The organism is Kitasatospora putterlickiae (assembly GCF_039527695.1).
In the GTDB taxonomy this organism is placed as follows: domain Bacteria; phylum Actinomycetota; class Actinomycetes; order Streptomycetales; family Streptomycetaceae; genus Kitasatospora; species Kitasatospora putterlickiae.
The window spans coordinates 1-1,363 of the sequence record NZ_BAAAKJ010000122.1 but is presented as its reverse complement, the minus strand read 5'-3'; the positions used below and the strand labels follow the sequence as shown (position 1 = coordinate 1,363).

Annotated in this window: 1 protein-coding gene; it reads right to left on the bottom strand. The window is 80.0% G+C overall.

Features of this window, described 5'->3' with window-relative positions:
* Positions 1–1,363: condensation domain-containing protein (locus ABD308_RS12670; protein WP_344332795.1), on the bottom strand; the 1,363-nt coding region annotated here is incomplete at both ends.

The following is a 1,363-nucleotide window of genomic DNA, read 5'->3' as shown; positions in this document are numbered from 1 at the left end:
GGCGATGTCGCCCTCGGCCACCTCGACGCCGGCGCCGGCCACCAGGTGGGCCGACTCGGGACGGGCCAGGGCCCGCACGGGGCGGCCCTGGGCGAGGAGTTCCTGGAGGATCGCCGCGCCGACGCCGCCGGTGGCGCCGGTGAGCAGCACCGTGCCGGCGCGGGCGGCGCGGACGCCCGCGCGTCCGGGGGTGCCGCGGCGGTGGGCGGCGCGGGTGGCGAGCAGGGTGGCCAGGGCCCGCGGGGTGCGCTGTTCGAGGACGTCCAGGCCGGTCAGCGGCAGGCCCAGGCCCGTGCGCAGGCGTTCGGCCAGCCGCACCGCCACCAGGGAGTGGCCGCCGAGCCGGAAGAAGTCGTCGTCCGCCGACGGGCGGGCGGCGAGCAGGTCCGCGAACGCGTCCAGGACCTCGGGCAGGTGGGCCCGGGCGGACGGGCGGCCGGGCAGGCGGGCGGGGTCGAGGGTGCCGTCGGGCCGGCGCGGGATGCGGTCCAGCAGGGTGACGGCGACCGGGAGGTGCTCGGGTGCCGTGAGTCGGCGGCGCAGGGCGGCGCGCAGTTCGGCGCCGCTGGGCGCGACCGGGCCGCGGACGGTCGCGTAGGCGAGGGCCGGGCCGTGCTCGGCGAGGTGGAGGGCCGCGTCGGTGACCCGGGGGTCGGCGAGCAGGGCGGTGACGGCGGGGTGGTCGCCGCCGGCCGGGGTGAGGCGCTCGCCGGGGAGTCCGGAGAGCGGGCGGTCCGGGTCGGCGGCGACGGCCGTGAGCAGGTCGGCGAAGGCGGTGTGCAGCCGGCGGGCGGTGGGCTCGTCCAGGACCGCCGGGTCGTGTTGCAGCAGGCAGCGCGGCCGGGGGCCGTCCTCGACCAGCAGGGAGAGGCCGAACTTGGCGAGCCCGAGGTCGACGTCGACGGCCCGCGCGGTGAGACCGGGCAGCGTCAGCGGCTCGGGCGGGCGGACCAGGTCGCAGCTCACGGCGAGCAGCGGGGTGCCGTCCGCTCCCCGGGCGGCGGGGCCGAGGTGTTCGACGACCAGGTCGAAGGGCACGTCGTGGTGCTCCTGGGCGTCGAGCAGGGCGGCCCGGACGGTGGCGAGGACCTCGGTGAACGCCGGGTCGCCGCCGGGTCCGGGCAGGGTGGCGCGGACGGGCAGGGTGTTGACCTGGAGGCCGATCATCCGGCGCAGCTCGGGCCGGGCGCGGTGGCCGCCGGCGCAGCCGAGGAGCAGGTCGGACGCGCCGGTGGCGGTGCGCAGGGCGGCGAAGGCGGCGGCCAGGACGACGGTGAACGGGGTGGCGCCGTGCCGGGCGCCGAGCCGGCGCAGACCGTCGAGGGTCCCGGTGGTGAGCGGGGCGGTGTGCAGGACGGCGCGG